The sequence below is a fragment of the Pseudoalteromonas sp. APAL1 genome (assembly GCF_021532475.1).
In the GTDB taxonomy this organism is placed as follows: Bacteria; Pseudomonadota; Gammaproteobacteria; order Enterobacterales; family Alteromonadaceae; genus Pseudoalteromonas; species Pseudoalteromonas lipolytica_C.
The window spans coordinates 52940-78283 of the sequence record NZ_JAKGAW010000001.1 but is presented as its reverse complement, the minus strand read 5'-3'; the positions used below and the strand labels follow the sequence as shown (position 1 = coordinate 78283).

Genomic DNA, 25344 nt, shown 5'->3' with positions numbered 1-25344 from the left:
AGGTGTGATGTGAAAGTTTGGACAGTAGCAAATCAAAAAGGTGGCGTAGGGAAAACAACAACAGCTGTCAGCCTTGCGGGTATTCTTGCATTACAAGGTAAGCGTGTTTTACTTATTGATACCGATCCACATGCATCTTTAACTTATTATTTTGGTATTGATTCTGAAGAGCTTGAGGTTAGCGTGTATGATATTTTTGCACGCGGTAACAGCATGGCAAGTGAAGAAATTTTGCAAGCGTTATGCCCTTCAACATTAGAAAACCTTGATATTTTACCTGCCACTATGGCAATTGCGACACTTGATAGAAGCATGGGTAATAAAAATGGTATGGGCTTAATTCTTAAGAAAGCGCTGGCAAAAATTAGTGACCATTATGACTATGCAATTATTGACTGCCCACCAGTACTAGGGGTGTTGATGGTTAACGCCTTGGCAGCCAGTGAGCGTATTTTGGTGCCAGTACAGACTGAGTTTTTGGCTCTTAAAGGCCTTGACCGAATGATGCGGACGATGGAATTAATGCAAACATCGCAGTCAAAGCAGTATCAATATACTATTATTCCTACAATGTACGACAAACGGACTAAAGCATCACTTGAAGCGTATAAAACTCTGCAGGATAATTACAAAGACAAAGTATGGTCGGGTGTTGTCCCAGTCGATACAAAATTTAGAGATGCTAGTTTAGCACAACAAGTGCCGATTCAATTTTGCCCTCGTTCTCGAGGTGTATTTGCCTATCGCGCCTTGCTTGATTATTTAGTTGCACAAGGTTAATGATGAGTAAGCATTTATTTGCTAATGAAAAAGTGATGACCCAATATTTGGGTGCTTTGCTGTGTGAAGATGAACCTAGCGAGCAGAATCTTGAACCCGTAGCTAAATTACTCGAGCAGGTTAATGAGCCTGAACAAAAGCAAGAAGAAAAGATTACCTCCACAGTAATTGCTGCTGAACCGCCTTTACCGAGTGTTGAGTCAACTAAAGAGCTTGAGAAAACCGAGAACCAAGCTAATATCAAAGATATAGTTGCAGAATCTAATGCAGATATTATTGCTAAGACATCGTCTGAGCGCCAAGAAGATTACTTTGATGGCGAGTTTCAGGCACTGTTTTTTGAAGTTGCAGGTTTAACCTTAGCAGTACCACTAAAAGCATTAGGGGGAATTCATCAACTGACAGAGGTTAACCAATTGTTTGGTAAACCAAAATGGTTTAAAGGCGTAATGCTTAACCGAGATGAAAAGCTCAATGTTGTTGATACTGCACGTTGGGTTATGCCAGAAAAATATGATGAAAGATTAGAACAAGCATTAAATTATCAGTATTTAATCACTTTAGGTGATAGTCAATGGGGATTATTGGCAGAAAAGCTCGTAAATAATATTACGCTTCAAAAAGAAGATGTAAAATGGCGAGCAAAATCAGGTAAGCGGCCATGGTTAGCCGGTGTTATCAAAGAGAAAATGTGCGCCTTGATTGACGTTGAAAATTTATATCAATTGCTAGAGCAGGGCTTAGACAGCCGTGAGCAGTAACTATTTTTACGGAGTAATAGCATGAGTGAAGAAAGACTACTGTCAGCTAATAAAAATGCTGATAGCAACGATGAAGTGTTACAGTGGGTAACCTTTAAGCTTGAAGAAGAAACGTACGGCATTAACGTAATGCAAGTACAAGAGGTGCTTCGCTATACCGAGATTGCTCCTGTTCCAGGCGCACCTTCGTATGTGTTGGGTATTATTAACCTTCGCGGTAATGTTGTAACAGTGATCGACACCCGTGCACGTTTTGGTTTGATGGGCGCAGAAGTTACCGACAACTCACGTATTGTCATCATCGAAGCTGAAAAACAAGTCATTGGTATTTTAGTTGATAGTGTCGCTGAAGTGGTTTATTTACGTAGCTCAGAAATTGACAGTGCGCCAAATATTGGCACAGAAGAAAGTGCTAAGTTTATTCAAGGTGTATCAAACCGTGATGGTGAGTTATTGATCTTGGTAGACCTTAACAAGCTTTTAAATGACGATGAGTGGGACGAGCTGAGCGCACTATAAACGCTTGGAAACTATATGCTGTTATACTCTTTGTTTGGTGCCTCAATCTTACTAGTTTTAGTGTGTTTGGGGCTTATTTTTGTCAATAACAATAAACAAGCTGCCGCAATTCAGGCTAAGCAAAAACAGCTGCAAGATGCTCAACAACAATTGAGTATATTACGCAGTGAAGTTGCAGAAATGCGTGCAGGAATGCTCAGTATTGGCAAACGTGTTGTAGCTGTTGAAGAAAAAAGTAGAGAACTTGAGCAACTACAAGACGCACAAAAATATGATGATCCGAATGCGAAAATCTATTCGCGAGCGGTTAAAATGGTTGAGCTAGGTGCTGATTTAGAAGAAATAATTCGTGAATGCGAGTTACCCAGAGCCGAAGCTGAACTTCTTATGTCTCTTCATAAACAAAAAGGCGCCCAATGAGGCGCTTTTTTATTGGAGCACTTCTGAGCCCTAAGCTTGAATGTTGAGCTTACCCTGAAAATCTTGCCAACCCGGTGGAAATTTACCACGCAATACATACGAAAATGCAATTAATTCAGCAATGACATAGTAAAGCTCTTTTGGTATTTCTTCACCTAACTCAAGGTGCGATAAGGTTTGTGCTAAGTCAGCGTCTTGATGTATTAAAATGCCTTTTTGTTCGGCAAGTTTAACAATTTCGTCAGCAAGTTCACCAAAGCCTTTACTGGTTACTCGAGGCGAACTGCCCGCTTCGTAGAGTAGGCCAATAGCAGATTTATGTTGATATTGTTCGCTCATAAAGTTTAGACCTTGATGTTAATAATCGCATGTGACTTGTAAAAGGCTTGATGACTTGGCGTACCTTGTTGCAAATTAAGCTCGCCAACATTTAGACCATGGCTTGCTAGTTTATGACGCAGCGTTTCTAAATGCGGATGTGCAAGAGCCGTGACCTCTTGTGAAGAGGCTAATAATTGGCAATCTACCGCTGTGTCCATAACCTCTGCGGTAACTTGTAATTTACCAAGCTGCGCATAGTCAAAGTTTAGCCTAACAAACCATACATTTTTACTTTCAAGCTTGTTTTTGCTCGGCTTTTTGTATTGACCTAAGCTGATTTCTGTTTGCCCTGCCTCTGCTGGGAGTTTCATCGGTAAGAAAAATTGTGCAAGCGGGTTACTATCTTGCTGTTGGTTTATCGGCGTCGTTTGTACTTGCGTGAGAGTATTCTTTACTTGGCTTAACTCACCCGCTAAGGCTTGCAAATTGGGTTGTTGTAATTGCTCCAGTAACTTACTGCCATTAACGGCTTTAAAATTGGGTACTAGCACTTGCAATAAAGCATCAAGACCTGTTTGGTTGTTAAAGCTTAAATTAGTGGGAGCCTGATTAATAATAGGTGCAGCCAAAGCGGTTACTGCTAGTTGCTCTAGACCTTGATTAAAACTTGCTTGTTGGTTTTGTGGTGTTAAAGATGCTGGTCTAAGTATACTTAGTAGTTCACGCTCGATCGTTGCTGGGTGTATGTTTTGACTTGAAATCATGCGGCTAAATGCTTGATTAACTAACCTATTTAGATCAACAGAAGAAGACGTACTTTGCTCACTAAGAGCGACTAACTTTTCACTTAACTGCACAGGTAATGGCGTGCTTGTGGGCTTTTGACTCTGTGGCATTGGCACTAACTTGGCTATTAGTGCGGCTTCAATTGGCCTAATAGCGAGTAGGGGTTGACCTAAATTAGGCTCTTTTGCTGCTAAAAAAGGAGCGAGAGAAGAAACTTGGCTTGTTATTGATGCAGGCAGTTCCGCTTTAACTTTTAAATGATTTGCCGTTTGCTCTGTAATTGCACCCTTTGTTCTCGCTAAGGATTGCAACTTATCACCACTCACAGTTTGTTTAATCGCCTTAGTTGCAAGCGCTGGATTGTCTTTCGATACTGCGTTATCAATATTAGTGGCGATGTTTGAAGCTTGAGCGGGTATAGAGTTCGCCTTATTTATAGCATTTGCCGCTGAAGTTGTAGGAGGCTTTTCGGCTATTTGAGCGCTATTAATGAGTGCTGCTTTGTCGTTGATTGCGGGCGTATTTATTAATGGTTCAAGACTTACTTTAAGTTGCTGAAACAATTTAATTAGCGGCGCCGACTTATTAAAGCTGACAGGCAACATAGGTTGTTCGCCAGCAGACTTTGTGGCGGGCAACTGCACATTGACATTGATGGTAGGCAAAAGTGTGCCCGGCTGTTGTTTTAAAGGCGAGTTAGAGGTCATTAACCTCGACCAATTTGGGTCTAAAGACGCGAGCTTAATTATATTGATTTGTTTAGCATTATACCCTAGCTGGCTTACACTGTTGCTTGCGTCCGGCGTTTGACTAACAGATAAGTTAGCTGTTGATTTTGTTGTTGCTGGTAAACGCTCAAAGTAACGCACTGCATCACTAATACGGGTTTTCAAATCGGCAAAACTGTCTTTTAACCAAGAGCGTATTGGTGAATCATTATTACTTGATGGAGCCAAAGGCGTTGTCTTACTGTCAAGTGGTTGGCTTTTAAGAGCATGTGTAAATGTATCTGAGAGTGAGTTTTTTAATAACAAATGTTGTATTGGCGCTTTGTTGACAAGTTCAATGGTCTCTTTTACGCGCTGTGATAGCAGTTTTAGCGTATGAGGATTAAATTGCCAATGCGCTTGAATTTGTTTTGCTTGTTTTGGGGGGATTGCTGCAAGTGGCAGCGTTAACTCGCTATTTTGTTTGGTTGCTAAACTCAATTGTAGCTGTTGGCCGGTGAGTTTTAAGTCTATTTCTGGGACTAGTTTAGCGACTAAATCAGCGACTTTTTGTTGGCTAACACTTTGTTGATGCAGTGAATCCCCAAAGCGATTAATGATGTTTAAGTTAAAACTATTTTGCTGATTTGTAGCTGGCAACAAGATTGCTTTGAGTGGCGCTTCAGTTTTTAACAGTGTTGCCAAGGTATTGTTAAGGGCAAACTCTGTTTTCAATGATGGCAGTTGCAACATTGGCTGATTGCTGGCAATAGTTGCCGGGTAGGGCGTGTTTGTATTTGCATTCCCCTGTGTGAACAAGTTAAGAAGTGCTTGCATTTGCTGACTTTTACCCAGTGTAATTGTGATAGGCAGAGGTGTAATAGTGAGCCCTTTGCCATCATTACTTAATTGGATGTTTGCCGATAAGAATCGTTCAGTTTTGGGATTTTCTTGCTCAGTAGATAAACGCAATGTTTGCCATGCATTGTTGATTAATACATCCATCTGCACACTGTGTTTGCTAATCACGATATTACGGGCAGTTAGACTCTGATCAGCGAGCATTTTTAATGCCTCGCTTGATGAATGTTGTGAAGCACTGCTAATACTTTTAGGGTCAATATTAAGCTGGGTGCTGAGAGTCAACTGGCTTTGTTTATTCATTATTTTAGATCAAATATAAGTTAATCGTTTTAAAGCAATATTCGTATTACCCTATCATTATGGTAGACTAACGCCTAATTTTGGGTATAGAGAATCGTCATCTTGTTACACATTAAGGCCGTCACCTGCATCAAGCAAGATCGTTGTTTGTTTGCGGATCTTAATTTCAGCTTAAAATCTGGGCAAATTATGCAGTTAGCTGGTCCAAATGGGGCTGGTAAAACATCATTATTGCGTATTATCGCAGGTTTCGCTATGCCTGATGAAGGTGAGGTATTATGGCAACAACGTTCTATCGCAAAATACTATGATGAATTTGCTGATGAGTTATTATTTATCGGTCATAAGACAGGTGTAAATAGTCAACTTACGGCACTTGAAAACCTTGCTTTTTGGCTGAAAATAAACGGCTATGATAGCAAGCAAGACTTATATCCGGTCTTAGCTAAGATAGGTCTAGTGGGTCTTGAAGACGTACCTGTGCGCATGTTATCAGCAGGACAACAGCGTCGTGTTGCATTGGTTCGTCTTTGGTTAAATAACGCCAAACTGTGGATATTAGACGAGCCGTTTACTGCGCTTGATAAAAGTGGGGTGGCGTTTTTGCAAGAGCGATTTGTTGAGCATCTTAATGCGGGTGGAGCTATTTTATTAACCACCCACCAAGATTTAACGGCACATTTTAGTGACCTTAAAACAGTGACTTTGGAGTATCGCCACTGATGGTAAAGCAGCACTCGTATTGGCAACTATTCTCTGCGGTTTTTTCAAAAGATCTTAAATTAGCGTTTCGTCAGCGTGCTGAAATCGTTAACCCTATCTTGTTTTTTCTTATTGTAATTACACTTTTTCCGTTAGCAATTGGCCCTGAACCCGGTCTACTTGCTCGTATGGCGCCAGGCATTATTTGGGTCGCTGCGTTACTGTCGACCATGTTAGGCCTAGATAAGTTATTTCGTGATGATTATCACGACGGAACACTAGAGCAGTTAATCGCTTCGGCATACCCATTACCACTGACCGTTCTTGCTAAAGTTGCGGCTCATTGGGTTATTACGGGGCTGCCTCTTGTGCTTATGACTCCGGTATTTGCTTTATTATTGAATTTAGAAAGTTCAGCGCTTTTAGCAACCGTTCTGACGTTATTGTTAGGGACGCCATTGCTGAGTTTCATTGGCGCAATTGGTGCTGGACTGACTGTGGGATTACAAAAAGGTGGCATTTTAATGAGTTTACTTGTTTTGCCTTTGTATATCCCTGTACTAATTTTTGCAACCTCGGCTATCGATACCAGCTCTATGGAGCTTGCCTATAGCGGACAGCTTGCAATCCTTGGTGCCATGCTAATCGTAGCGATTATAGCGGCGCCAATTGCCATATCGTCAGCATTGAAAGTGAGTGTAAGTTAATATGTGGAAGTGGTTACATCCCTACGCAAAAGCAGATCGTGCTTACCAATTGTGTAACACCTTACTGCCTTATTTCGCCGTCGTTACGGTGGTCTGTATGATTGTTGGATGGGTCTGGGGGCTTGCTTATGCCCCAGCCGATTACCAACAAAAAGACAGCTACCGAATTATTTTTATCCATGTGCCTTCAGCTATTTTATCTATGGGCGCTTACTCTTCTATGGCGATTGCTGCAGTGATCGCACTAGTATGGCAATTACGTAATGCAGAACTCGCAGTGATTGCAATTGCACCTGTTGGGGCATGTGTGACAGCGATAGCATTAATTACCGGTGCTGCATGGGGTAAACCTATGTGGGGCGCTTGGTGGGTGTGGGATGCACGCCTAACCTCTGAGCTCATTCTGTTATTTTTATACCTTGGTGTGTTATCGCTTTATCATGCTTTTGAAGATAAAAAAGCGGCGGGTCGGGCAGCCTGTATTTTAGCGATTGTCGGGGTGATCAATTTACCGATTATTCACTTCTCGGTTGAGTGGTGGAATACCTTGCATCAAGGTGCAACCATTACAAAGTTTGATACTAAAGCCATTGATCCAAGCATGTTTTGGCCACTGATGGTGAATATTGTGGCATTCGCAGCGTTCGTCGGTACGGTGACGTTAATACGTCTTAAGAACGAAATTTTACAACGTGAAAAGCACCGCCCTTGGGTGCGTGATATGCTTGAGCGAGGTTAATCATGCAGTTTGATTCTTTTGCAGATTTTATTGCCATGGGTGGCTATGGCTTTTATGTTTGGCTGTCGTTTGGCAGCTGTGCATTAATTTTACTTGGTATTTTATTTAGTTCGTTAAACGACACAAAACGTATTTTCTCTTCAGTAAAGCAGCAAGCACAACGTGAAGAGCGCATTAAGAAAGCGAAGCAAGAGGCAGGGCAATGAATCCAAGACGTAAAAAGCGTTTATTAGCGGTTGTAGCCATTATTTTTGGTGTGGGTGCAACGATTGGTTTAGTGCTGTATGCACTGCAAGAAAACATTAATTTATTCTATACACCAAGTGAATTGGTTGATGGAAAAGGGCCTAATAAAGAAAAACCGCATATTGGGCAAAAACTACGTATCGGCGGCATGGTTGTGCCAGGCTCAGTTGTCCGTGACGAATCAAGCTTAAAGGTAAGCTTTAAGTTAATCGATACGGGCCCTATGGTGACAATTAATTATCAAGGAATTTTGCCGGACTTATTCCGTGAAGGCCAAGGGATTGTGGCGCAGGGCGTGTTAGTGAAAGCGAATGAAATTGATGCCTTTGAGGTACTTGCAAAGCATGATGAAGAATACATGCCAGCAGAAGTCGCAGAAGCTGTGAAGGGTATCAAACACGAAAAACCGACCTATAACTTAGATAACGGCAATTAATATGATCCCAGAACTCGGTTATTTTTCTTTAACACTGGCCATGGTGCTCAGTGTTCTACTGTGTATTTTTCCTTTGTGGGGGGCGCATACCGGCAATTTAAGGTTAATGCGTGCAGCCCCATCACTGGCAATTGGTCAGTTCGTATTCGTACTTTTGTCTTTTGCAGCACTTATTTATGCCAGTTTAACCGACGACTTTACCGTTTCGTATGTTGCTTATCACTCAAGTAGCACCTTACCTTGGTACTACAAAATAACCTCAACATGGGGTGGCCATGAAGGAGCAATTTTACTTTGGTTAGTGATGCAAGCAGGTTGGACAGCGGTTGTTGCTATGCGCTCACAATCATTACCTTGGGTATTACGTGCTCGTGTACTGGGCGTGCTAGGCTTTTTAGGTGTTGGCTTTATGCTGTACACCTTATTAATGTCGAGCCCATTTGAGCGCTTATTACCGTATTTCCCTGTTGAAGGTCGCGATTTAAACCCATTACTGCAAGACCCAGGTATGATCATTCACCCGCCATTGCTCTATATGGGCTATGTTGGGTTATCTGTGTCGTTCTCATTCGCCATTGCGGCGTTACTTACAGGCAAACTTGATAATACTTGGGCAAAGTGGTCTCGTCCTTGGACAATGACTGCATGGGGCTTTTTAACACTCGGTATTACCATTGGTAGTTGGTGGGCATACTCAGAACTCGGCTGGGGTGGCTGGTGGTTCTGGGATCCCGTTGAAAACGCATCACTAATGCCTTGGCTTGTGGCAACCGCGTTGTTGCACTCATTATCAACCACAGAAAAACGTGGTGTATTTAAGTCTTGGACCGTATTACTAGCTATAGCAGCATTCTCGTTAAGCTTACTGGGTACCTTTATTGTTCGTTCGGGCATTATTGTATCTGTGCATGCTTTTGCGTCAGACCCTAATCGCGGCATGTTTATTTTAGCTTTCTTGGCCATTGTCGTTGGCGGTGGTTTATCGCTTTATGCACTGCGTGTTTCGCAGGTTAAAAGTGAGGGGCGCTATAAGTTTGCTTCACGTGAAGTAGCGCTTTGGTTAAATAATATTTTCTTAGTTGTGGCAACACTGATTGTTTTACTGGGCACTTTATTGCCAATGATCCACAAAGAACTTGGCTTAGGCAGCATATCGATAGGTGAACCATTCTTCAATAAGATGTTTGCTATTTTACTCGTGCCATTTGCTATCTTAATGGGGATAGGTCCGCTGTTACGCTGGAAGCAAAACAAGTGGTCAATGCTACAGAACAAGCTGTTATTATCGGCTGTGGTCAGTGTGGTTGTTACCGGTGCATGGTTATATTCAAGCTACGACGTAATTGCGCCAATTACCTTTATTGCAACCGCATTAGCAGTATGGATTTTTGTTACTACACTGATAGATTTAGCTGCAAAAGTGACTATTCATAAAACCATAGGTGAAGGCTTTAAGCGATTAGGTCTAAGCTATTGGGCAATGGTTTTAGGTCACATTGGTTTAGCGTTTGTAATTGCAGGTGTCACGTTAACCTCTGCTTACTCGGTTGAGCGTGATGTATCAATGAAACCGGGTGACACAGTGGCTTTAAATGAATACCAGTATCGCTTTGACGGTGTTAAGTCTATTCGCGGGGCTAACTACAGTGGCCATGCTGGGGTTGTCACCGTGATGAAAAACGATAAACAAGTGACGGTTTTACATGCTGAAAAACGCCGTTATGACATTGGCATGCAGTTTATGACAGAAGCAGCTGTTGATGCAGGCTTCACCCGTGACTTGTATCTAGCGCTAGGTGAGCAATTAAGCCAAGGTGCGTGGTCGTTACGTATTTACCATAAACCGTATGTTCGTTGGATGTGGCTCGGTGGCATCTTGATTTCACTGGCAGGCTTTTTAGTGCTTGGTGATAAACGCTATCGCCAGAAATCGACTAAGCAGGAGGCTTCAGCATGAACCGCAAATTGTTAGCGCTAGCGCCATTATTGGTTTTCGTTTTGTTGTGTGTGTTTTTATATCAAGGCTTGTTTGCAAACCCACGTGAGCTGCAAACAGGGCGTATTGGTCAGACTATGCCAACATTTAACCTACCTGATTTGATGGATGAGTCAAAGCGTTGGACTGATGCCGATCTGAAAGGCGAAGTATACCTGCTGAATGTGTGGGGCACATGGTGCCCGACCTGTTTAGCTGAGTTAGGTTATTTAACAGAGCTTAGAGAGCAGGGCGTTAAGATTATTGGCTTATATTACGAGCAAGGTTATGACCCTGACTTTGATGGCCAGTTTGATATTAATGCGTTACGTGAAGATGTAACCAGCATGCTAAATCGCGCTGGCGACCCTTATCAGTTCAATATTTTGGATTTAAAGCGTACATTAGCCCTTGATTTAGGGGTATCAGGTGCGCCTGAAACGTTTTTAGTTGATAAGCAGGGCACAATTTTGCTTCATCACACCGGTGATATTAATCCACGTGTTTGGCGTGCTAAATTTGCACCGTTAATGCAGGAATTACAGCAATGAGATTCGTTATTCTTCTAGCAAGCTTGCTGATCGCCTTTAGTGCAATTGCAGAGCAAGACAAGTACCAGTTCGATGATAAAGAGCAAGCTACGCGTTTTAGTGAATTAACTAAAGAGTTACGCTGCCCTAAATGTCAAAATCAGAATATTGCCGACTCAGACGCCGTTGTTGCCAAAGACTTGCGCGATAAAGTATTAGCCTTAGTAAAAGAAGGCAAAACAAAAGACGAAGTGATTGACTATATGATTGACCGCTACGGTTACTTCGTTCATTACGATCCGCCTGTCACTCCAGCAACACTTGTGCTTTGGGTTTTACCAGTGCTCATTGTGGTGCTTGGCTTTGGCTTTATTGTATTGCGTCAGCGTAAAGCATCAGTGAAGCAAACATGGACTGAGCAAGACGAGAAATTACTTGCAAAACTAATTGAACAAAATCAACGTCAGGAGCAAAGCTAAATGGCATTAATGTGGGCTTCTTTTGTTTTACTCACACTGATTGCATTGCTGTTTGTTGTCGTGCCGTTTTTTAAACGCGAACGTATTCAACGCCTTGATCACAATGCAAACTCGGAATTGATCCGAATTTATTACCAACGTTTAGATGAGCTTAAAGACGATCTTGAAAATCAACGTATCGATGCACAAATGCATGACGAGGCAGTTGTTGAGCAAAAGCGTCGTTTACTTAATGAGTTATCACCAGAAAAAGCCTTAAACAGCAAAGGTAACAATCGTATATTTGCTTTAACAGGAGCAGGCTTTTTAATCGTTTTAACAGCTATTTTCTATGGCTACACTGGCAGTCAGCAGCAAATAAAAGGCTGGCATGATGCAATGGCAAATCTAAAGTCATACGGTGAGCGAGCTGTGATGCAAAATGGTGAGCCGTTGACTGCAAATGAACTTCAAGCATTTGCATTAGCGCTGCGTACTAAACTTGATCAAAGTGGTGATGACGAAGTAGCTTGGATGCTACTTGGACGTGTTGCGATGTCGTTAAATGAATTTGATATGGCAAAGCAGTCATTTGATAAAGTATTGAAAATGAATCCGGATAACAAGCAAGTGCTGATCAGCTACTCGCAAGTTCTGCTAATGGAAGGCAATGACGCGAACATGTCTCAGGCTGCGACTATGCTTTCAAAAGTGTTAAAAGCAGAGCCAACCAATATTGATGCAATCTCATTGTTGGCCCTAATTGCCTACGAGCGTAAAGATTGGCTGCAAGCTAAAACCGCGTTTGAAGTACTGCTAGCGAGCATGGAGCAAAACGACCCTCGTTATAGCATGATTGCAGAGCGTATTGCTGAAATTGATGCCCATTTAAATAATGAGCAAGTCACAAATACAGAAGTAGCTGATGCTTCAAACAGTGAAATTAGGATCACAGTTGATTTGGACCCAGCACTTGCTGACTCACAGCCACAAAACGGCACGTTATTTGTTTTTGCAAAAGCAGCCAGTGGTCCGCAAATGCCATTAGCTGTGGTAAAAATGACAGAATATAGCTTTCCACTAACAGTGACGTTAAGTGATGCTAACGCAATGGTTGATGGCCTGAATTTATCGAGTGTTGAGCAAATTATTTTAACCGCGCGTTTATCGAAAGATGCAACTGTGGTAACTTCTAGCGGCGAGTTGGAAGGCAAGTCGGATGTCTTGGAGCGTGCTAACGTTAAAGAATATTCGTTGCTAATTAATGAGTTAATACCTTAAGGATAGCCAATGTTTAGGCATAGTATATTTTTAATTTTTTTTGCTGTACTTGCAGGATGCGCACAAGTACCCGAAGAAAAAGCGGATGAGCGAGATCCATTGCAGTCATTCAATCGTCCTATGTATGACTTTAACATGGACGTGCTTGATGCTTATATTCTGCGCCCTGCTGCGGTGGGCTATGTTACAGTGACACCTATGCCTGTTAGGCGCAGTATTGTTAACTTTACTGATAATATTACTGCACCAACTGATATGGTTAACGCTGGTTTGCAGGGCAAACCAGCGAATATGGGGATCAGCCTTGCGCGTTTCTTAGTGAACTCGACGGTTGGCTTATTTGGCTTGTTCGATGTGGCCTCTTCATTAGGGTTAGAGATCGTTGATGAAGATTTTGGCCAAACGCTAGGTGTGTGGGGAGTAGGAGATGGTGCCTACTTGATGATACCTGGCATGGGGCCAAGTACAGTACGAAATTTAACGGGTGATGTAGTTGATAACATAGTATTACCTGAAATAGCGTTAACAACACCTCAAACCATTTTAGTGTTTGCACTGAAAGCGGTTGAAGCGCGTGCTTCTTTGATACCTCAAGAAAGTCTATTAAATGAGTCACTTGACCCGTACATATTTGTTAAAGATATCTATTTCCAGCGTCAATTATATGAGCTTCATGATGGCAATCCACCAATGGAAAAAGAGCCAGACGATTTTGATGAAGACTTCTTAGAAAACCTTTAATAGCGTTGACCACAACGAAAAAATGCCAGCTATATTGCTGGCATTTTTGTATTTACATTTCGAACATTAGTCGCCGAATACAGACATTTGTTCATTCGACCAGTTCAATGCATCGTGATATGCATCGGGCACCTCTTCGGGTTTGAGGCCGAGTTGTTGTTGGATCTCTTTGGCACTTTCCCAGTCAGCTTGCTCGTAAAACTTCACAAGGCGTAAATACGTTGCTAATAAACCTTCGTCATGAAGAAGGGCACCTTTAATTTCATTTGTTAGCGGTAATTTGCCCATTACGCTTGGCATATCTTCATCTAAGATTGCATCCATAAGCGACATCATACCGGTCAAAAATGCCATTCCAGTATCGCGTAATTGCCCATGACTGATAGCTAACAGCTCAGCAAAGCGAGCTCGCGTGAGTGATAAGCGGATGAGTTCAGCAGGCTTATCTGCAGCCACTTGTGCGGCGAATAACAGCGATAAGAAACGTTTAATTTCTTCGCTACCTAAAACGATAAGTGCCTGTTTGATGGTGCTGATTTCAGCACGACGTTTAAATGCTGCAGAGTTTGAATAACGCAGTAACTTGTAAGATAAGTTAACATCTCTTTCAAATACATCGGTGATTTTTTTAAGATTTAAGTCAATACTCGATGTTTCATACAAAAGCTCAGCTAATGCCATCTCAGACGGTGGTAAAGTTTTGCTTTGCACCATCTCAGGTTTCGAAAAGAAGAAGCCTTGAAAGTAGCTAAAACCCATATCGAGGGCCAGTTGGTACTTCTCATGGGTCTCAACTTTTTCTGCCAACAACTTAATGTGTGGGTGAGGCTTTATAGCTTCAATCACCGTCTGCAGAGATTCAGGTGTACAGGTTAGAAAATCGATTTTTATAAGATCAATATAAGGGTAAAAATGACGCCAAACTGGTTGGTGAATATAATCATCAAGTGCTAGCGTATAGCCTCTTTCTTTCAAATCTTTGACAAGAGCCAGTAATCGTTTACCAGGTTGAATAGTTTCAAGAATTTCAACTACAACATTGTCTTTACCTAATAATAACGGGTAACCCTTTTGTAATGTTTCTAACGTAAAGTTTATATAAGCAGGTTTGTTGTCTGTTAAGTCTTCCAAACCAAAGTTAAATTGGCTGCCTTCAATGAGCCGTGACGTTGCTTCATCGCCATCAATATCTGGAAACACATTATCTACTCCATCCCTAAAGAGGAGTTCGTAGCCGACTAGTTTCTTTTCCTTATCTAAAATCGGTTGGCGCGCAGCGTAAAAATACATAGTCCAAGCTTGTCCACATCAGTTATTTCATTATCCCCTCGCAATATATGCCATTGTATCTAAAATAGCATTAATAAAATGACAAGATATGGGGATAAATTATGATTTTATCTTAACGTTAAGACTAGGATAAATCGTAATGAAATTCTATAAGTTATGATTAAATATCACAATTTTGTTAGCGTATCGTTGTAAATGTAAACTTAGTTGGTTATCGGCACTATTGGAGTTATAGTGTCGAAGCGTGGTATAGTCATGAGTGATATCGGTTTTTACCCCAATAATGTCTTATAATTAAATAACTTGCGAGTCATTATTCGGATTAAAAGCCAACATTAACTAATTTTTGGAGGCTAATTTGGAAACAGGAATGATAATTTCGTTAGCATTATACTTCATCGTAATGTTGGGAATAGGGCTATATGCCTATAAGCAATCAACAGATGATGTGTCAGGTTATATGCTAGGTGGACGTAACTTATCTCCAAGTGTTGCGGCGCTTTCAGCGGGTGCATCAGACATGAGTGGTTGGTTATTAATGGGCTTACCAGGTGCAATGTACTTATTTGGCCTAAGCAAGGTTTGGATTGCAATCGGTTTAGTGCTTGGTGCATGGGCTAACTACTTTTTAGTGGCACCTCGGTTACGCGTTTACACCGAAAAAGCCAATGATTCGATAACTATCCCTGATTACTTTGCAAACCGTTTTGAAGATAATAAAAATATCTTACGTGTTATTTCTGCAGTCGTTATCATTGTATTCTTTACTCTATATACCTCATCAGGAGTTGTCGCGGGCGGCAAGCTGTTCGAAAACTCATTTAATATGAGTTATGAAATGGGCTTGTACATTACTACGGGTGTTGTTGTGCTTTACACCTTATTTGGTGGCTTTTTAGCAGTGAGCTTAACTGACTTCGTGCAAGGCTGTATCATGTTTATCTCGCTGTTAGCGGTGCCTATTGCAACCTACACTATGCTTGATCAACCATTTATGGATACGCTTGCAAATGCACGCTATGACTTATTATTAAGTTCTCCTAAAGAAACAGAAATACATGCACTTAACATGATGGACTGGTTCGCTGGTGGTTCAACAATTGCCATTATTTCTGCAATGGCATGGGGCTTAGGCTATTTTGGTCAGCCACATATTATTGTTCGTTTCATGTCAGTTCGCTCTGTTAAAGATATGCCAACGATGCGTCGTGTAGGTATGTCGTGGATGACGCTTTCAGCTATTGGTGCCGTATTTACAGGCTTATTTGGCGCAGCGTACATGCTTGAAAATCAAATGCCAATCGATGATAAAGAAACGATTTTCTTGGTGTTATCTGAGCTTATTTTCCATCCACTTATTGCGGGTTTCTTATTGGCTGCTATTTTAGCGGCGATCATGAGTACTATCTCGTCGCAACTATTAGTATGTTCAAGTTCACTAACAGAAGATTTCTATAAGATTTACTTAAATCGTAGCGCTTCACAAAAAGAACTAGTGTTAGTGGGTCGTATCAGCGTTATTTTGGTTGCTTTATTTGCTATTTATCTTGCGTATGACCGTGACAGCTCAATCCTTGATTTAGTAAGTAATGCATGGGCTGGTTTTGGTGCTGCATTTGGTCCGCTTGTGCTAATTAGTTTGTACTGGAAGCGCATGAACTTACAAGGAGCAATCAGTGGCATGGTTGTTGGTGCAGCAACAGTGTTGTTTTGGATTTACGCGCCAATCACTATTGACGGCCAAGCTCTAAGTGCAATCATCTATGAGATTGTCCCTGGCTTTATTTTATCAACGATAGCGATTGTTGCTGTAAGCCTTATGACAGCCGAGCCTAAAAAGGAAATTACAGACTTATTTGATGAAGTTGAATCATCACTGTAATTTTTGATTAAACACAAAAAAGGGCAACAGATGTTGCCCTTTTTTAATTTTAAAGCGAATGGTTAGCTTGCAGCTTTCTCTTTTATATCTGCAACGTTATCGTCTGACTTTGCTTTTTTAGGCTTCGCAGGTGCTTCTTTTGCACCTTTGAGTACAGCCATAAATTGGTCTTTTTCTTTTGCCATTTCAAGCGCCAGTGACTCAATTTGTTGCTCGCTTAATGGTACATCAACTTTTTCAAGCATTAGTTCCAATGACTCAGCAATGTCGAGCATTTTGTCATACGCATCAGCTTCTTTTTTAGTAGTAAACGTCATGCGCTCGACTCCGTTTCTTTCTACAACATATTTAACAACAACAGCCATGATCTCTCCTGCATTTAAGCGTGGCATTTGTAGCGTAAAATCGCCATCTTGATTACTGTTTTTATATACAGTAATGTGTTGTGACATTATTTGCAAGTAGCAACTTACATTTTTCTTTCTATCATTTGACAAAGAAAGCGAAATTAGCTTAATTTAAATTGTTACCTAAAATCTATCCAAGCATCGGAAAACTGCTAGGCCTATAATTTTAAGAACACAAGCGATGGAGCGAGTGTTTGGTAACAAAGGAAATTAGTTGTCCAAGTAAGGACATCATGGAGGAAAATATGAAATTATTATCAAGTCTATTGTTAGCTTCAAGCCTTGCGCTTTTGCCCGCCACAGCTGCACTTGCAGCGAAACCTGTTGATGTTGCAGATGTTAAGCTACAAAAAGTAAGTTTGAATAAAGCCACGTTAGAGCAGCTTACTCAATTACCAGGTATTGGTGAAGCAAAGGCCAAAGCAATTATTGAATATCGTAAGAGCCAAGGTAACTTTAAAACTGTCGAACAGCTAAAAGAGGTTAAGGGGATTGGTGAGAAACTCTACCAAAAATTAAAGGGACAAATTACGCTTTAGAAAGCCACTCTGTCAAACAGGGCCTAACAGCCCTGTTTGTATTCTTTAATAGCGGTTTGCAGATGTGGCAATGCAAATATATTTTCGAGTGGTGTGGTTAGAAGCGGATAGCTTACCCCCGCTAACAGTAACCAGGGCAGAAGCATCCATCCTTCAAAATACGCGAGCCCTAAAAATAGTGGTGCCAAAAAAGCAAGTTTACAGACAGATAAAGTGATTTTGTGCATAGGGCTCAAATGGCTAAGTGCAAGGGCAATGATTTGCTGGCGCTGCCTCACTTTAAAGGCCTTTAATTCAGGTATTTGACTGGTAAAAAAATATATCATTACAGTGACTTTTTGCATACAAGGCGGCTAATTATAACCACTAAAAATACGACAGAGAACGCAGCGAAGATCACTTCCATCCAAGCTGGCATACTCAGTGATGCAAACTGCCAATCTATATTGCCGCAATCACCTGTAGCAGCAAAGAAACTTGGGATCCACTCATGAAGAGGCATAAAGCTCGGAAAGTTTGGTTCAAAAGCACAGCTGAATGCAAAAGGATCAGTGTTGTTTTGCATTGCAATGTGTTCTTTGGCGATAAAATAACCCCAAATTGCTGATATACCCCAACTGACAAATGCTACTACTCTACATACCATCGCCTGCGGGTTAATCGCACCTATAACACCTGCAGCAAGTAAGCCTAATACTGCTGTACGTTGATAAATACACATGATGCATGGCTCAAGACCCATATTGTATTGAAAAAACAATGCGGTGATTTCAAATGCTAAGGATATCACGGCTAATAATAGCCAAGGTGTTCTTTTAGTTGCTAATTCTGCTAACCAATTCATGTATGTTCCAGTTTAAAAATGTTTTCAAGATTATGCTTACACTGGGAAGGGGGTGCAAGTCTCTGCGATAAAATTAAACAAAAAGGAGCCTGTTGGCTCCTTTATTTAACTAATAGAATAAGGTGGATTAAACGCTTACTGCTTGTAATGATTCACTTTGATAACAGCCTAATACACGGGTGTACTGGGTGTGTTCTTTTAGCTCTTCGAGCGCTTGTTTAACATGTAAGTCATCAAGGTTCGCTTCAAGGTCGACATAAAACACTTCTTCCCATGGGTTACCAGGTACAGGGCGAGATTCAAGCTTTACTAGATTGATCTGATGGTGTTTGAAAATCATCAGTGCATCTGCCAAAGAACCGGCTTGTTGTTTTGTAGCCATAATTAAACTGGTTTTGGTCGGAATTTGCTTTGAAACTTGTAGCGGCTTACGTGCTACAACGATAAAGCGGCTATGATTTTCACTTTGATTAGCAAGACCTGACTTAACAACCTCTAGGCCAACATTTTTACCGGCTTGTGCTGAACCAATTGCGGCACTGTTAGGTGTTTCAACAGCTGATTTTAAGGCGTGATAGGTTGAGTCGCAGGTTTCATGCTGAATATCTCCCAAACCTTGGATAAAGCGGCTGCATTGAGCAAAAGGCTGAGGGTGAGCAAACACTTTGTTGATGTGAGAAAGCTCCGTGCCAGGCATCGCTAATAGGCAATGTTCAACACTGTGTGTCACTTCACCGACAATGGATACTTGCGCATGTTGTAATAAATCAAACACCTCATTAATACTGCCAGAGCTGGTATTTTCAATAGGCAATAAGCCAAAGTCTGCCTGACCACTTTCTACTTTACCTGTGATTTGATCAAAACTAGTACAGCCCATTTCAATTACTTTACCTGGGCGACGGCTAAAATATTTATGGCAAGCTAGTTGGCTATATGAGCCTTGTCCACCTAAGTATGCTACGCGGTGTGTTTCGCTCATTGCTTCAGGGTTGAGGTTCTTTTGCAACATGGCTTGCTGATTTAAAACTGAGTCTTCAAGAATGGTCTGAAAGACATTGTTTATGTAGTAGGCGTCTAGGCCAAGTGATTTACCATAGCTTATTAGCTTTTCGAGCAACGCTTGCTCACGTGCTTCATCTCGTATTGGTTTATTGTTAGCAATTTTATACTCAACAACGCTATGGCTTATTCGGCGTCTTTTGGCCAGTAAGACTAATAAATCTGAATCTATTTCATTGATATCGTGTCGTAATGCATTTAATACATCATTGCTCATGTTGGTTTCCTCATTCCAAAACAGTGCACAAACAAAAAAGCCTCCCAAGAGGGAGGCTTTAGCTATTCGGTGAATTTATCTCGCAAACAGTTAAGCCTCCTCTATCTAAAGAAGCTAAAAAACGAAAAACGTGTGCGAGAGATAATTTTATTCATTGCTTTAATGTAAAAACACTTGTACACAAAGTCAACTGCATATCGCAGTAATTTATAAATGAGTACACTGATTAGGAAAATTCATTAATCTTCATAAAAAATTTATAAATATAAAAATGAATCTGGTATATTTGTTTTTGCATAATAAATAATAACAATTATTAATAAGGTAGTCCTGTGGTGTATCGACGACCGCCATCACGGTTTGGTGTGAATTCATTAAGTATGAAATTGTCGCTGCTGATCTCTGCGATTTGTTTAATTGCGGGTATTTGTGCAGCGGCTTTAATGCTCAAATCCGAAGAGAAGCAACTCGTGTTTGAAGAGCATGATCTCTTAAAGCACTCAAGTGAACGCTTAACAAAGCAGTTTAATCATTTAATCAACACTAAAATTAATATTGCGGAACAGGCTAATTCCGTTGTTAGTAGTCAGTTGCTACAAAGCGACTCTCATTTGCAAAGTAATTTTAACTCAGAAATTAAATTTGCTGTAGACGGCAGTATTCGTAGCACTTCTGCTGATGGGTTATCAGCTGCATTTATACCACAAGAAAATTACTCACCGTTTTACAAACAATTAATTAATGATTCCGAGTCATTATGGAAAATTGTTTCACCTACCTTAATCCAAGACTTTTTCAATTTCTATCTGATCACAAAAGACAATTTTATTCGTATTGCGCCGCCTAACTGGGCGCTAAATGTTCCGGGCGATTTTAATTTTACGACTGGTAAAACCTTTAACTACGCTAAAGAAGCTACCAACCCAAGTCGTGAAGCTGTTTGGTCAAATGTTTATTACGATAATATATGGCACAAATGGGTTGTGAGTGTGCTCGTTCCTATCTATCGTGGAAATGAGTTTTTTGGTGTAACAGGAAGTGATATTGCACTTGAAACACTGCTTTCTCAATTACCGATTGGCGATCGCGAACAAAACCTATTTGTTTTTGATGCGAATGGTCAATTATTGGCGCACCCTGATTTAGATAAGAAAACATTAGAAAAATACGGGCGTGAGGGGAAAAAATTAGCGACTCAAGATTTTGTGAATGCTGACTTGCAAAAGCTCGTCTCTGAAACCATTCGTCTTAGGTTGCCTGAGTCGGCAAATTCATTTGTACAAGATGGTGAAACTCACATTATCAATATCCGCAAAGTTGAACAGCTTGACTGGTATATTGGTATTTATAAAAAGCGTTCATCGGCATTATCTGCGTTAGAAGAGCTGAAAGTTAAATTTTTTGGCTTATTTATTTTGTACGCTATTTTAGTTGCACTGTTACTTCATCAAGCACTTTATCAATTAGTGTTACGCCGTATTCACTCTTTGGTTAATGCTGTGGTGAGCTTTGGTAAAGGGCAATTGCAAACAGAGTTTCCCAAAGAAAATAAAGATGAAATCGGTACCTTGAATGGTTCTTTCAGAGATATGGCCGTTGAGATCCGTAAATTGATAGATGGTTTAAATCAGCGTATCAGTGAAAAGGAAATTGCAGAAAAAGCGGCAAATCGATTATCTAAGGCTGTTGCATTCTCAGGAACAGGGGTGGTCATTACAGATGAAGAGTTTGAAGTAAAATACGTCAACCCAAAAATGGTTGAGATGACAGGCTTTGAAGAACGTCACTTTATAGGCTCTCCTTTACTGAGCATTATTTCACAAGAGATGGCAATATTAGTTGATGATATTGATATTGACCTGCGAAGCCGAAATTATTGGCGCGGTGATACCTTATTACAAGCAAATGATCGTCAATCTGTTTGGGTTTCTTTAAGTATTTCGCCAATTCGTGAAGACAGTGGTGAGATAACCAGTTACGTGGCATCAGCTCAAGATATTTCTTTTGTAAAAGAAAGCCAACGTAAGATGGAGCAACTTGCTTATTTTGATACCTTAACGGGGCTTGCAAATCGTACTTTCTTTAGAATGCAATTGCGTAAGTCAATGGCCTTAGCAGAGCGTGGTCATTATGCCTTTGCTTTGTTCTATTTTGATTTAGATGAATTCAAGCGTATCAATGATACGTTAGGCCATGATGCAGGTGACCAATTACTGGTTGAAGTAGCCAATCGCTTGAAAAAACGTTTACGCACAGAAGATACCATTGCCCGTTTAGGTGGTGATGAGTTTGCGGTTTTACTTAGTGGTATTGAGCATCAAACTCATGCGACAGAAGTTGCTAATACCATTCAACGTACGCTTAATGAGCCAATTAAGTTAGGTAACAATGAAGTGATCATTAGTGCCAGTATTGGTATTACAATGGCACCATTTGATAGCCAAGAAGAAGACCAATTACTCAAACATGCTGATCTTGCAATGTATGAAGCGAAAGCAAAGGGACGAAACACCTATCACTTCTATAGCCAAGAATTAAATGCTGCTGCGAATGAACGATTATTCATTGAAAATGAGTTACGTACAGGTATTCGTGAAGGCCAATTCAGAGTGTACTACCAACCTCAAGTTGATTGTCGTAACAACCAAGTTGTTGGGTACGAAGCGCTGATACGTTGGTTCCATCCGGAAGAGGGAATGATCCCACCGACAAAATTTATTCCTATTGCAGAAGCAACTGGATTAATTGTTGAGTTAGGAGCCTGGATTTTAAAAGAAGCCTGTGAGTTTGCAGCTCGGTTAGCAGATCAGAATTTAAAAAATAATATCTCGATTAACTTATCTGCTCGACAGTTTAAAGATGCCAACCTAGTATCGACGCTTGATAACATTATTAAGCAAACCGGTGTGGAGCCAAAGCGACTGCACTTAGAGCTCACAGAAAGTATGCTGATGGGGCATGTAGAAGCTGCTATCTTGCAACTACATCAACTGAAAGCATTGGGCGTGTCGATTTCGATTGACGACTTTGGTACAGGCTATTCATCATTAAGTTATTTGAAGCGTTTCCCGGTTGATATTTTGAAAGTTGACCGCTCGTTTGTTAAAGATATTCCTGAGGATAGCAACGACATGGAAATCACGGCTGCAATTATCGCGATGGCGCAAAAGCTTAAACTAAACGTGGTTGCTGAAGGGGTTGAAACGATTGAACAAATAGAATTTTTGCAAAATAACAATTGTTATATTGTGCAGGGCTTCTATTACAGTAAACCAGTCCCAGAAGATGAGTTACCAGCACTTTATGAGCACCTAAGCTCAATGAAGTCATAATGAGTGAGGGGGCTGACTAGCCCCCTGCAATTTTTACTTTAAATTTAAGCCCTTCGAGAATAGCTTTGAGTTTTTCTCTGTCGTCACCTTGCACCTCAATGATGCCTTCTTTAACGGCGCCACCTTGACCCATTTTACTTTTAATGGTTTTAGCCAGCTTTTTTAAGTCATGTTGCTCACTGTCAATACCAACAACTAGCATGACGCCTTTGCCTTTGCGGCCTTTTGTTTGACGCTCAATACGTAAAAAGCCATCTTTAAACGTTTTGCTTTGGGTTGGCTTTGTTTCTTTAGGTTGTTCAATACGGCCAGTCGCTGTTGAATAAACTAGATTATTGTCGCTCATAGTGGATCTCATTGTGAAAGCTTGCCCAAATAATAACAAATTTCATTCTAAGTGTTTTAATTTTTGGCTTATTTCTTTTAAGCAGTTATATTTAGATAATTCTGAGGAAGGAATTGTTTGTTAGGAGTTTATTATGAGTTTAACGTGCAGTACATCTGCAGATGGCGAAATTTTAACCGTTCAGATCAAAGGAAAGTTTGATTTTAATCTAGTGCAAACTTTTCGTCAGGCTTATGCTGACTTAAACGATAATATTAACAAAGTTGTTATTGACCTAAGAGAAACAGACTATATGGATAGCTCTGCACTAGGTATGCTGCTTAACATGAAAAAAAACCTTTCTGGTAAGGTCGACACAATTCAAATCAGTAACTGTCAGCCACAGCTAAAGAAAATTCTGCAAATTTCTCGTTTTGACAAAAAGTTTGATATTGATTGATGCTAAATATACTGGTTGTTGATGATTTAGAGTTAAATCGCCGTCTATTAACAGTGATGTTAGAGCAACAAGGTTATCGTGTTTTTACTGCCGATAATGGCTTGAATGCATTAAAGCTATTAGAAGAGAATAAAATCGACATCGTGTTACTTGATGTCATCATGCCAGTTATGGATGGCTTTGAAACTGCATCGATAATCAAAAAGCGCTTCAGCCAAGTTTACCTGCCAATTATTTTTATTACCTCATTAGAAGATGAGGCAAGTTTTGAGCGTTGTTTAGCTGTTGGGGGAGATGACTTCTTACAAAAACCATTTCAAGAAGTGATTCTAAACGCCAAGATAAAAGCACACAGCCGAATTAGAAACTTAAGCCAAAAAGCCCATGATCAGAATTTGCAACTTGAGTACCATCAAAATCAAGTTGAAAGAGAGCATGAGATTGTTGAGCATATCTTTAATAACGCATTAGAAAACCAGCAAGCATTTCCTGCTCATTTAGACTACCATTTATCTCCTGCCGCCATGTTTAATGGTGATATGTTTCTTGTGGCACAAAGCCCTATTGGCAGTTTATATTGCATGTTAGGAGACTTTACAGGTCACGGCTTAGCTGCAGCGGTTGGTGCATTACCCGCTTCACGCGTGTTTTATACCATGGTAAGTAAAGGTATGTCGGTCAGTGATATTGCGGCTGAGATTAATACTGTACTGGGCAATTTACTGCCAGGCCATATGTTTTGTGCTGCGACTATTTTAGAGTTGAGTAAGTCTGGAAGAAGTGTTTCAGCATGGTTAGGTGGTTTACCTGACATTTATGTTATTAATGAAAAAGGCAACATAACCCGAACGCTAGAATCACAGCATATGGCGCTGGGTATTCTTGAGCCTGAAGAGTTTGAACGTGGTTTAATTCACATCGAAGTTGAGCCATCATCGCGAATCGTGATGGCGACAGATGGCATTATTGAAACGACTAACCTCAATGATGAGTACTTTGGTGAACAACGATTTAAAAAAGTATTAGCGTCAAAATCGTATATAAGTAAAGAACAAATAATAGAGCGTGTTAATCGTTTTGCGCGTGGCAATCAACAACAAGATGACTTGAGCTTAGTGTTGTTAAATTGTTTGCCGGTTCCTTCACCAGAACAGACATATGAGCAATTTTCGCCTTTACCTTTTCATATCTCAATGAGTTTAAACGCAAAGCAAATTAAAAGTACCGACCCCGTTTTAGAAGTGATCGAACTGCTTAGCAAAATTGGTGGCTTAAATGATCATCGGGCTAATATATTTTTGATGTTATCTGAGGCTTATAATAATGCACTTGATCATGGTGTTCTTGGGCTTGACTCAGAGATAAAAAACCAAGAAGACGGTTTTTTAATCTATTATCAACAGCGAGAAGAAGCTCTGGCTTCGTTAAGCGAAGCATTAATCATTATAGATATTCAATATAGTCCCGAAACATTAGAATTAGACTTTACGATTTGTGACTCAGGGAATGGATTTTCAAAAACAGGGCAGAGTCAGCAAAACCTAGTTAGAGAACATGGTCGAGGTCTATGTTTACTTTCTGAGATAGCTTCTAAAGTCTCATTTAATAGCGCTGGCAACCAAGTCGAAATTAATTATAAATTAACTGCAAGCAAAGCTAGCTCACACTAAAATCGCATGTTATCATTTCGGCATTATAGATGTTTGGATGGCT

Annotated in this window: 27 protein-coding genes; 19 read left to right on the top strand and 8 right to left on the bottom strand. The window is 40.5% G+C overall.

Annotation, left to right across the window (positions count from 1 at the left end; all coding sequences use genetic code 11):
- Window positions 1-9: 9 nt before the first annotated feature.
- The 4 genes from L1264_RS00365 to L1264_RS00350 are packed head-to-tail and all read left to right on the top strand — an operon-like array spanning window position 10 to window position 2480.
- A complete protein-coding gene (locus tag L1264_RS00365; RefSeq protein WP_135923878.1) occupies window positions 10-780 on the top strand; it encodes a ParA family protein in 771 nt (256 codons plus the stop codon).
- Window positions 781-782: 2 nt separating this feature from the next.
- Window positions 783-1541: a chemotaxis protein CheW gene (locus tag L1264_RS00360; RefSeq protein ID WP_199527888.1), complete on the top strand. Its 759-nt coding sequence runs from the start codon at window positions 783-785 to the stop codon at window positions 1539-1541.
- A 21-nt stretch (window positions 1542-1562) separates the two neighbouring features.
- Entirely contained in the window at window positions 1563-2060 is a 498-nt protein-coding gene (locus tag L1264_RS00355) for a chemotaxis protein CheW (protein WP_054553251.1), read from the top strand.
- 15 nt (window positions 2061-2075) lie between these two features.
- Window positions 2076-2480 carry a DUF2802 domain-containing protein gene (locus L1264_RS00350; protein WP_135923880.1) on the top strand — a complete coding sequence of 135 codons (405 nt, stop codon included), beginning with the start codon at window positions 2076-2078 and terminating at the stop codon, window positions 2478-2480.
- A 30-nt stretch (window positions 2481-2510) separates the two neighbouring features.
- On the opposite strand, the gene L1264_RS00345 is transcribed toward L1264_RS00350, so the two are convergent.
- Together L1264_RS00345 and fliK are read right to left on the bottom strand one after the other, a co-directional pair.
- Window positions 2511-2819 carry an EscU/YscU/HrcU family type III secretion system export apparatus switch protein gene (locus L1264_RS00345; RefSeq protein WP_135923886.1) on the bottom strand — a complete coding sequence of 103 codons (309 nt, stop codon included), beginning with the start codon at window positions 2817-2819 and terminating at the stop codon, window positions 2511-2513.
- Between the two features lie 5 nt (window positions 2820-2824).
- On the bottom strand, window positions 2825-5458 hold the full coding sequence (gene fliK / locus L1264_RS00340) for a flagellar hook-length control protein FliK (protein ID WP_235403562.1): 2634 nt from the start codon (window positions 5456-5458) through the stop codon (window positions 2825-2827).
- A gap of 102 nt (window positions 5459-5560) precedes the next feature.
- Here fliK and ccmA point away from each other — a divergent pair, with 102 nt between their 5' ends.
- From ccmA to L1264_RS00290, 10 genes are read left to right on the top strand one after another with little or no spacing between them, the layout of a single operon-like run.
- Entirely contained in the window at window positions 5561-6181 is a 621-nt protein-coding gene (gene ccmA, locus L1264_RS00335) for a cytochrome c biogenesis heme-transporting ATPase CcmA (RefSeq protein WP_135923887.1), read from the top strand.
- Window positions 6181-6867 carry a heme exporter protein CcmB gene (gene ccmB, locus L1264_RS00330; RefSeq protein ID WP_135923888.1) on the top strand — a complete coding sequence of 229 codons (687 nt, stop codon included), beginning with the start codon at window positions 6181-6183 and terminating at the stop codon, window positions 6865-6867. The genes ccmA and ccmB overlap by 1 nt, the downstream gene beginning before the upstream one ends.
- A 1-nt stretch (window position 6868) precedes the next feature.
- Window positions 6869-7606 (top strand): heme ABC transporter permease, encoded by a 738-nt coding sequence (locus tag L1264_RS00325; RefSeq protein WP_135923889.1) that lies wholly within the window; start codon window positions 6869-6871, stop codon window positions 7604-7606.
- Between the two features lie 2 nt (window positions 7607-7608).
- Complete coding sequence (gene ccmD / locus L1264_RS00320; protein ID WP_054553244.1) at window positions 7609-7812, top strand: heme exporter protein CcmD; 204 nt, start codon at window positions 7609-7611, stop codon at window positions 7810-7812.
- Entirely contained in the window at window positions 7809-8288 is a 480-nt protein-coding gene (gene ccmE / locus L1264_RS00315; protein WP_135923890.1) for a cytochrome c maturation protein CcmE, read from the top strand. The genes ccmD and ccmE overlap by 4 nt, the downstream gene beginning before the upstream one ends.
- 1 nt (window position 8289) lies before the next feature.
- Window positions 8290-10245: a heme lyase CcmF/NrfE family subunit gene (locus L1264_RS00310; protein WP_235382067.1), complete on the top strand. Its 1956-nt coding sequence runs from the start codon at window positions 8290-8292 to the stop codon at window positions 10243-10245.
- Window positions 10242-10814 carry a DsbE family thiol:disulfide interchange protein gene (locus L1264_RS00305; RefSeq protein ID WP_135923892.1) on the top strand — a complete coding sequence of 191 codons (573 nt, stop codon included), beginning with the start codon at window positions 10242-10244 and terminating at the stop codon, window positions 10812-10814. Before L1264_RS00310 ends, L1264_RS00305 begins: the two co-directional genes overlap by 4 nt.
- Window positions 10811-11272, top strand: coding sequence for a cytochrome c-type biogenesis protein (locus tag L1264_RS00300; RefSeq protein WP_135923893.1), 462 nt, complete (start codon window positions 10811-10813; stop codon window positions 11270-11272). The genes L1264_RS00305 and L1264_RS00300 overlap by 4 nt, the downstream gene beginning before the upstream one ends.
- Window positions 11273-12532: a c-type cytochrome biogenesis protein CcmI gene (ccmI, locus tag L1264_RS00295; RefSeq protein ID WP_199527886.1), complete on the top strand. Its 1260-nt coding sequence runs from the start codon at window positions 11273-11275 to the stop codon at window positions 12530-12532.
- Between the two features lie 9 nt (window positions 12533-12541).
- Window positions 12542-13273 carry an MlaA family lipoprotein gene (locus tag L1264_RS00290; RefSeq protein ID WP_199527885.1) on the top strand — a complete coding sequence of 244 codons (732 nt, stop codon included), beginning with the start codon at window positions 12542-12544 and terminating at the stop codon, window positions 13271-13273.
- Window positions 13274-13339: 66 nt separating this feature from the next.
- Here the strand turns inward: L1264_RS00290 and L1264_RS00285 are convergent, their stop codons facing one another.
- Entirely contained in the window at window positions 13340-14563 is a 1224-nt protein-coding gene (locus tag L1264_RS00285) for an EAL and HDOD domain-containing protein (protein ID WP_199527884.1), read from the bottom strand.
- Between the two features lie 370 nt (window positions 14564-14933).
- On the opposite strand from L1264_RS00285, the gene putP reads away from it, so the two are divergent.
- Window positions 14934-16445 (top strand): sodium/proline symporter PutP, encoded by a 1512-nt coding sequence (gene putP / locus L1264_RS00280; protein ID WP_199527883.1) that lies wholly within the window; start codon window positions 14934-14936, stop codon window positions 16443-16445.
- Window positions 16446-16507: 62 nt separating this feature from the next.
- Here putP and L1264_RS00275 read toward each other — a convergent pair whose 3' ends face one another.
- Entirely contained in the window at window positions 16508-16810 is a 303-nt protein-coding gene (locus L1264_RS00275) for a YebG family protein (protein WP_135926253.1), read from the bottom strand.
- A 287-nt stretch (window positions 16811-17097) separates the two neighbouring features.
- Between L1264_RS00275 and L1264_RS00270 the strand changes: the two genes are divergently transcribed.
- Window positions 17098-17391, top strand: coding sequence for a ComEA family DNA-binding protein (locus L1264_RS00270; RefSeq protein WP_135923898.1), 294 nt, complete (start codon window positions 17098-17100; stop codon window positions 17389-17391).
- Window positions 17392-17414: 23 nt separating this feature from the next.
- Here L1264_RS00270 and L1264_RS00265 read toward each other — a convergent pair whose 3' ends face one another.
- The 3 genes from L1264_RS00265 to L1264_RS00255 form a co-directional block, all read right to left on the bottom strand.
- Window positions 17415-17717, bottom strand: coding sequence for a DUF6170 family protein (locus tag L1264_RS00265; protein WP_235382065.1), 303 nt, complete (start codon window positions 17715-17717; stop codon window positions 17415-17417).
- Complete coding sequence (gene dsbB, locus L1264_RS00260; protein ID WP_199527882.1) at window positions 17717-18235, bottom strand: disulfide bond formation protein DsbB; 519 nt, start codon at window positions 18233-18235, stop codon at window positions 17717-17719. Before dsbB ends, L1264_RS00265 begins: the two co-directional genes overlap by 1 nt.
- 127 nt (window positions 18236-18362) lie before the next feature.
- On the bottom strand, window positions 18363-19514 hold the full coding sequence (locus L1264_RS00255; protein ID WP_135923901.1) for a chorismate mutase: 1152 nt from the start codon (window positions 19512-19514) through the stop codon (window positions 18363-18365).
- Between the two features lie 332 nt (window positions 19515-19846).
- Between L1264_RS00255 and L1264_RS00250 the strand changes: the two genes are divergently transcribed.
- Window positions 19847-22846: a bifunctional diguanylate cyclase/phosphodiesterase gene (locus L1264_RS00250; protein ID WP_199527881.1), complete on the top strand. Its 3000-nt coding sequence runs from the start codon at window positions 19847-19849 to the stop codon at window positions 22844-22846.
- Window positions 22847-22862: 16 nt separating this feature from the next.
- Here the strand turns inward: L1264_RS00250 and L1264_RS00245 are convergent, their stop codons facing one another.
- The gene (locus tag L1264_RS00245) at window positions 22863-23192 is read right to left on the bottom strand and encodes a stress response translation initiation inhibitor YciH (protein ID WP_135923902.1); all 330 of its coding nucleotides are present in this window, start codon (window positions 23190-23192) and stop codon (window positions 22863-22865) included.
- A 133-nt stretch (window positions 23193-23325) separates the two neighbouring features.
- Between L1264_RS00245 and L1264_RS00240 the strand changes: the two genes are divergently transcribed.
- Both L1264_RS00240 and L1264_RS00235 read left to right on the top strand, forming a co-directional pair.
- Window positions 23326-23631 carry an STAS domain-containing protein gene (locus L1264_RS00240; RefSeq protein WP_135923903.1) on the top strand — a complete coding sequence of 102 codons (306 nt, stop codon included), beginning with the start codon at window positions 23326-23328 and terminating at the stop codon, window positions 23629-23631.
- Complete coding sequence (locus tag L1264_RS00235) at window positions 23631-25301, top strand: ATP-binding SpoIIE family protein phosphatase (protein ID WP_235403560.1); 1671 nt, start codon at window positions 23631-23633, stop codon at window positions 25299-25301. The genes L1264_RS00240 and L1264_RS00235 overlap by 1 nt, the downstream gene beginning before the upstream one ends.
- The last annotated feature ends 43 nt before the right edge of the window (window positions 25302-25344 follow it).

Excerpts from the sequence above, each read along its gene's own strand:
- ccmB (WP_135923888.1), top strand. The coding sequence starts at position 6,181 with ATGGTAAAGCAGCACTCGTATTGGCAACTATTCTCTGCGGTTTTTTCA.
- L1264_RS00310 (WP_235382067.1), top strand. The coding sequence starts at position 8,290 with ATGATCCCAGAACTCGGTTATTTTTCTTTAACACTGGCCATGGTGCTC.
- L1264_RS00275 (WP_135926253.1), bottom strand. The coding sequence starts at position 16,810 with ATGGCTGTTGTTGTTAAATATGTTGTAGAAAGAAACGGAGTCGAGCGC.
- L1264_RS00305 (WP_135923892.1), top strand. The coding sequence starts at position 10,242 with ATGAACCGCAAATTGTTAGCGCTAGCGCCATTATTGGTTTTCGTTTTG.
- L1264_RS00300 (WP_135923893.1), top strand. The coding sequence starts at position 10,811 with ATGAGATTCGTTATTCTTCTAGCAAGCTTGCTGATCGCCTTTAGTGCA.
- L1264_RS00360 (WP_199527888.1), top strand. The coding sequence starts at position 783 with ATGAGTAAGCATTTATTTGCTAATGAAAAAGTGATGACCCAATATTTG.
- ccmD (WP_054553244.1), top strand. The coding sequence starts at position 7,609 with ATGCAGTTTGATTCTTTTGCAGATTTTATTGCCATGGGTGGCTATGGC.
- fliK (WP_235403562.1), bottom strand. The coding sequence starts at position 5,458 with ATGAATAAACAAAGCCAGTTGACTCTCAGCACCCAGCTTAATATTGAC.
- ccmE (WP_135923890.1), top strand. The coding sequence starts at position 7,809 with ATGAATCCAAGACGTAAAAAGCGTTTATTAGCGGTTGTAGCCATTATT.
- L1264_RS00235 (WP_235403560.1), top strand. The coding sequence starts at position 23,631 with ATGCTAAATATACTGGTTGTTGATGATTTAGAGTTAAATCGCCGTCTA.
- L1264_RS00255 (WP_135923901.1), bottom strand. The coding sequence starts at position 19,514 with ATGAGCAATGATGTATTAAATGCATTACGACACGATATCAATGAAATA.
- L1264_RS00350 (WP_135923880.1), top strand. The coding sequence starts at position 2,076 with ATGCTGTTATACTCTTTGTTTGGTGCCTCAATCTTACTAGTTTTAGTG.
- L1264_RS00290 (WP_199527885.1), top strand. The coding sequence starts at position 12,542 with ATGTTTAGGCATAGTATATTTTTAATTTTTTTTGCTGTACTTGCAGGA.
- L1264_RS00345 (WP_135923886.1), bottom strand. The coding sequence starts at position 2,819 with ATGAGCGAACAATATCAACATAAATCTGCTATTGGCCTACTCTACGAA.
- L1264_RS00285 (WP_199527884.1), bottom strand. The coding sequence starts at position 14,563 with ATGTATTTTTACGCTGCGCGCCAACCGATTTTAGATAAGGAAAAGAAA.
- L1264_RS00240 (WP_135923903.1), top strand. The coding sequence starts at position 23,326 with ATGAGTTTAACGTGCAGTACATCTGCAGATGGCGAAATTTTAACCGTT.
- dsbB (WP_199527882.1), bottom strand. The coding sequence starts at position 18,235 with ATGAATTGGTTAGCAGAATTAGCAACTAAAAGAACACCTTGGCTATTA.
- putP (WP_199527883.1), top strand. The coding sequence starts at position 14,934 with ATGATAATTTCGTTAGCATTATACTTCATCGTAATGTTGGGAATAGGG.
- L1264_RS00265 (WP_235382065.1), bottom strand. The coding sequence starts at position 17,717 with ATGATATATTTTTTTACCAGTCAAATACCTGAATTAAAGGCCTTTAAA.
- L1264_RS00325 (WP_135923889.1), top strand. The coding sequence starts at position 6,869 with ATGTGGAAGTGGTTACATCCCTACGCAAAAGCAGATCGTGCTTACCAA.
- L1264_RS00245 (WP_135923902.1), bottom strand. The coding sequence starts at position 23,192 with ATGAGCGACAATAATCTAGTTTATTCAACAGCGACTGGCCGTATTGAA.
- L1264_RS00270 (WP_135923898.1), top strand. The coding sequence starts at position 17,098 with ATGAAATTATTATCAAGTCTATTGTTAGCTTCAAGCCTTGCGCTTTTG.
- L1264_RS00355 (WP_054553251.1), top strand. The coding sequence starts at position 1,563 with ATGAGTGAAGAAAGACTACTGTCAGCTAATAAAAATGCTGATAGCAAC.
- ccmI (WP_199527886.1), top strand. The coding sequence starts at position 11,273 with ATGGCATTAATGTGGGCTTCTTTTGTTTTACTCACACTGATTGCATTG.